Annotated in this window: 1 protein-coding gene and 1 pseudogene; both read left to right on the plus strand. The window is 74.1% G+C overall.

The window, feature by feature from the left end; translation table 11 throughout:
• Positions 1-3,849, plus strand: a 3,849-nt coding sequence (locus KM933_RS38230; protein WP_221362109.1) for an SDR family NAD(P)-dependent oxidoreductase, incomplete at its 5' end; no start/stop codon positions are given.
• Positions 3,850-3,878: 29 nt separating this feature from the next.
• Positions 3,879-5,494 (plus strand): annotated as a pseudogene (locus KM933_RS38235) (type I polyketide synthase); the annotation flags it as partial.

Below are 5,494 nucleotides of genomic sequence, written 5' to 3' on the forward strand. Positions count from 1 at the left end.
GGCCACGCCTGGACCCGCGGCACCCCCATCAACTGGACCCCCCTCCTCGACCCACACGCAGAAACACCCCCACACACCGCCCACGACCTCCCCACCTACCCATTCCAACACCAGCGGTATTGGCTGGGCCGGGGTGGCGGCACGGCCGACGCCGCGGCGCTGGGACTGGCGCGGGCCGAGCACCCGCTGCTGGGTGCCGTGACGGAGCTGCCCGGGTCCGGCGGTCTGCTGTTCACCTCGCGGCTGTCGCTGCGTACGCATCCGTGGCTGGCGGACCATGCGGCGGCGGGGACGGTGCTGTTGCCGGGGGCGGCGTTCGTGGAGCTGGCGGTGCGCGCCGGGGACGAGGTCGGCTGCGGTGCCGTCGAGGAACTGGTGGTGGAGGCGCCGCTGCCGCTCCCCGAGCACGAGGGCGTGCAGGTGCGGGTCACCGTGGACGCACCGGACGGGTCCGGGCGGCGTCAGATGTCGGTGCACTCGCGCCGCCAGGAGACTGCCTGGGTGCGGCACGTCAGCGGCACGCTGAGCCCGGAGAGCGGACCGGCCGGCGGCGGCGTCGAGCCGGACGCACAGGGCCTGACGCGGTGGCCGCCCGTCGGGGCGGTACCGGTCCCGGAGGACCGGGTGCGCGGCGTCTACGAGGAGCTGGCGGCGGACGGATACGGGTACGGCCCCGCCTTCCGCGGCCTGCGCGCGGCGTGGACGCGGGGCGACGAGATCTACGCGGAGGTCGCCCTGCCCGAGGAACTGACCGCCGAGGCCGCCGCGTTCGGCCTGCATCCCGCGCTGCTCGACGCGGCCCTGCACGCCACCGCCTTCCGCGACCGCACCGGCGCCGACGCGGGCCCCGCGTTGCCCTTCGCCTACCGAGGGGTGTCGCTGCACGCCTCCGGCGCGTCGGCGCTGCGGGTACGGATCACGCCTTCCGGAAAGGACGGGGTGGGTATCCGGCTGGCCGACCCGAACGGCGCGTCCGTCGCGGTGATCGAGTCGCTGGTGTCGCGGCCGGTGCCGACGGGCGGGCCGGACGCCGCCGGCGGACGGACGCCGCTGGAGCAGATGTTCCTCGTGGGCTGGGAGGAGCTGCGGGTCGCTCCCGCCACCCCCGTGGAGACGGTCTCCGTACGGACCGTGGAGGACGTGACGCGGGTGACCGGACCGTCGGCGGTCCTGCTGTACGAACCCGAGGGCACCGACGTGCACCATGTCACCCACCGCACCCTGGAGGTACTTCAGGCGTGGCTCGGCGCGCCCGCGCTGGAGCAGACACGCCTGGTGGTGCTGACCAGGGGTGCCGTGAGCGTGCGGGACGGTGACCGGCCGAACCCGGCGGTGGCCGCCGCGTGGGGCCTCGTGGGCACCGCGCAGTCGGAGCACCCCGGCCGCGTCCTGCTCCTCGACACGGACGCCACGACGGCCTCCGCCGACACGCTCCCCACCCTCCTGGCCGCCCTGCTCGACGGCGACGAACCACAGCTCGCCCTGCGTGACGGGATCTGCCACCAGCGGCGTCTCACCCGGGCCGGCGCCGACGAAGTCCTGACGGCACCGGCGGGCGAGCCCACGTGGGAGTTGGGCACGCGGGCCCCGGGCACGCTGGACGGCCTGGCCCTCCTGCCGGCGCCGGAGGCACGGGCGGCACTGCCTCCCGGGCACGTCCGGATCGAGACGCGCGCCGCGGGCCTCAACTTCCGTGACGTACTGATGGCGCTGGGCATGTACCCGGGTGAGATCAGCATCGGCAACGAAGGCGCCGGTGTGGTCACGGAGGTCGGTCCCGGCGTCACCCGCTTCGCCCCGGGCGACCGGGTCATGGGCCTCTTCGAGGGCGCGGGCGGCCCCGTGGCCGTGGCCGACTGCCGCACACTCGCGCCCATGCCGAAGGGCTGGTCCTTCGAACAGGCGGCCTCGGTGCCCTGCGTGTACCTCACCGCCTGGTTCGGGCTGCGGGACCTGGCGGGGCTGGAGCGCGGCGAGTCGGTGCTGATCCACGCCGCCGCCGGTGGTGTCGGCACGGCCGCCGTGCAGCTCGCCCGGCACTGGGGCGCCGAGGTCTACGGCACCGCCAGTCCGGCCAAGTGGGACGCGGCGCGCGCCGCCGGCGTACCCGACGGGCGGCTCGCCAACTCCCGCACCCTGGACTTCGAGCGGCAGTTCCTCGACCTGACCGGCGGACGGGGCTTCGACGTCGTCCTGGACGCGCTCGCCGGTGACTTCGTGGACGCCTCGCTGCGCCTGCTGCCCGGGGGCGGCCGGTTCATCGAGATGGGCAAGACCGACATCCGCGACGCCGCCGAGGTCGGCGCCCGGCACCCCGGCGTCACCTACCGGGCCTTCGACCTGGCCGACGCGGGCGGCGAACGCATCGAGCGGATGCTGACCGAGCTGGTCACCCTCTTCGACCAGGGCGTTCTGACTCCTCCGCCGCTCACCACCTGGGACATCCGGCACGCTCCGGCCGCCTTCCGGTTCATGAGCCAGGGCCGGCACATCGGCAAGAACGTGTTCACGCTGCCGCGCCGGCCCGACCCGCGGGGCACCGTCCTCGTCACCGGCGGTACCGGAGCACTCGGCAAGGTGGCGGCCCGCCGCCTGGTGACCGAGCACGGCGTACGCAACCTGCTGCTCGCCAGCCGCAGCGGCCCCCGGGCAGACGGCTCCGCCGAGCTGGAACGCGAACTGACCGCCCTCGGGGCGAGGGTCCGCATCGCCGCCTGCGACGTGTCCGACCGGGACGCCGTGGCCGCGCTGCTGTCGACCGTCCCCCCGGACGCCCCGCTGACCGGTGTGGTGCACAGCGCCGGCGCCCTGGACGACGGCGTGCTCACCGCCCTGACCGCCGAACGACTGGACACCGTCCTCGCCTCCAAGGCCGACGCCGCACACCACCTGCACGAACTGACCCGGCACTCGGACCTGGCACTGTTCGTCCTGTTCTCCTCGGCCGCCGGCACCCTCGGCGGTTCCGGACAGGGCGGCTACGTCGCCGCCAACGCCTACCTGGACGCCCTCTCCCAGCAGCGCCGAGCCCAGGGCCTCCCCGCCGTCTCGCTGGCCTGGGGCCTGTGGACGCAAGGCGCGGGGAGCGGCCTGACCGGTCACCTCACCGGCGCCGACCAGCAGCGGATGGCACGCGGCGGAGTCATCGGGCTGTCGGAGGACGAGGGTGCGGCACTGTTCGACACCGCGCTGCGCCTGCCCCAGCCCGTGCTGCTGCCGATGAGACTGGACTTCGGCGCGCTGCGGGCGCAGGCCGCCACGGGGCCGGTGCCGCCGCTGCTGCGCGGCCTGGTCCGGCAGGTCCGGCGCACGGCGGGCACGGCCGCCGATGCCGGTGCCTTCGCCCGGCGTCTCAGCCGTGCCACCGCCGAGGAACAGGAACAGCTCCTGCTCGGCCTGGTCCGGGAGGAGGCCGCCCGGGTACTGGGCCACGCCACCGCCCACGCCATCGGCCCCGACCTGGCCTTCAACGAGCTGGGCTTCGACTCCCTCACGGCGGTCGAACTGCGCAACCGGCTCGCCAACCACACCGGGGTCCGTCTGCCGACCACCCTCGTCTTCGACTATCCGACGCCCGTCGCCCTCATGCGCCACCTGCGCGCGACGCTCGGCCCGGACGACACCCCCGCTCCCGCCGCGCCGGGCAGCGAGGAGGACCTGCGCCGTGTCCTGGCCAGGACACCGCTGAGCCGCCTCCGGGAACTGGGCGTCCTCGACGCCCTCATGACGCTCACCGAGGAGGGCGGAGCGGACGCGGAGGAGCTCCCGGCGCGGGAGCCGGAGACGGCGATAGCCGACATGGAAGTCGACGACCTGGTGCAACGCGCCATGAGCAAGGCCGGTAAGTGATGACGACGGGAAAGAAGGCGGAGACCGGGATGACCACTCCCGACGCGAAGGTCGTCGAAGCACTGCGTGTCACGCTCGTGGAGAACGAGCGGCTGGAACGGGAGAACGCCGACATCCGCCGAGGACTGTCGGAACCCGTCGCGATCGTCGGCATGGCCTGCCGCCTGCCGGGCGGCGTGACCTCTCCGGAGGAGTTGTGGGACCTCGTCGCCACCGGCGGCGACGCCATCGGTGACTTCCCGACCGACCGGGGCTGGGACCTGGACAACCTCTTCGACCCGGACCCCGACCACCCCGGCACCAGCTACGTCCGCCAGGGCGGTTTCCTCCACGACGCGGGCGACTTCGACGCGGCCTTCTTCGGCATCTCCCCGCGCGAGGCCCTGGCCATGGACCCGCAGCAGCGGCTCATGCTGGAGACCTCCTGGGAGGTCTTCGAACGGGCCGGCATCGACCCGACCGCGCTGCGCGGCAAGGACGTCGGTGTCTTCACCGGCGTCACCTACCACAGTTACGGCTCCGGAGCCCGCGTCCCCGAAGAACTCGAGGCGGTCATGGGCACGGGCACCTCGGCCAGTGTCCTGTCCGGCCGCGTGTCCTACGTGCTCGGCTTCGAGGGCCCCGCGGTGGCGGTGGACACGGCGTGCTCGTCGTCGCTGGTCGCCCTGCACCTGGCCGTCCAGGCGCTGCGGGCCGGGGAGTGCTCGATGGCGCTCGCCGGCGGCGTCACCGTCATGGCCAACCCCGGCATCTTCGTCGGCTTCTCCCGTCAGCGCGGCATGTCGACCGACGGCCGCTGCCGCGCCTTCGCCACATCGGCGGACGGCACCGGCTTCTCCGAAGGCGCGGGCGTGCTGCTGGTGGAGCGCCTGTCGGACGCGCAACGGCTGGGACACCGGGTGCTGGCGGTGGTACGCGGCAGCGCCGTCAACCAGGACGGCGCCTCCAACGGCCTCACCGCCCCCAACGGCCCCTCCCAGCAACGCGTCATCCGCAAGGCACTGGACGCCGCGGGACTGGCCCCGGCCGACGTGGACGCCGTGGAGGCACACGGCACGGGCACGGCCCTGGGCGACCCCATCGAGGCCCAGGCCCTGCTGGCCACCTACGGACAGGACCGCCCCGCGGACCGCCCGCTGTGGCTGGGCTCGCTGAAGTCGAACATCGGGCATGCGCAGGCCGCCGCCGGGGTGGCCGNCCCGCGGACCGCCCGCTGTGGCTGGGCTCGCTGAAGTCGAACATCGGGCATGCGCAGGCCGCCGCCGGGGTGGCCGGCGTCATCAAGATGGTCATGGCGATGCGGCACGGAGTGCTGCCGCGCACCTTGCACGTGGACGCGCCGTCGTCACAGGTGGACTGGTCGGCGGGTGCGGTGGAACTGCTGACCGAGGAACGGGAGTGGCCGCAGACAGGACGCCCGAGGCGGGTGGGGGTCTCGGGGTTCGGTGTGAGTGGGACGAACGCCCATGTGATCGTGGAGGGGGTGGCGGAGGAACCGGTCGCGGTGCACGGGCCGGCAGGTGTGGTGCCGCTGACGGTGTCGGGGCGTGGCGGAGCGGGACTGCGGGCCCAGGCACGGCAGTTGGCGGAGTTCGTACGGACCCGTCCTGAGCTGGATGCAGGGACGGTCGCGGCAGGACTGATG

Origin of the sequence: Streptomyces beigongshangae, from assembly GCF_019710745.1 — a bacterium.
Taxonomy (GTDB): domain Bacteria; phylum Actinomycetota; class Actinomycetes; order Streptomycetales; family Streptomycetaceae; genus Streptomyces; species Streptomyces beigongshangae.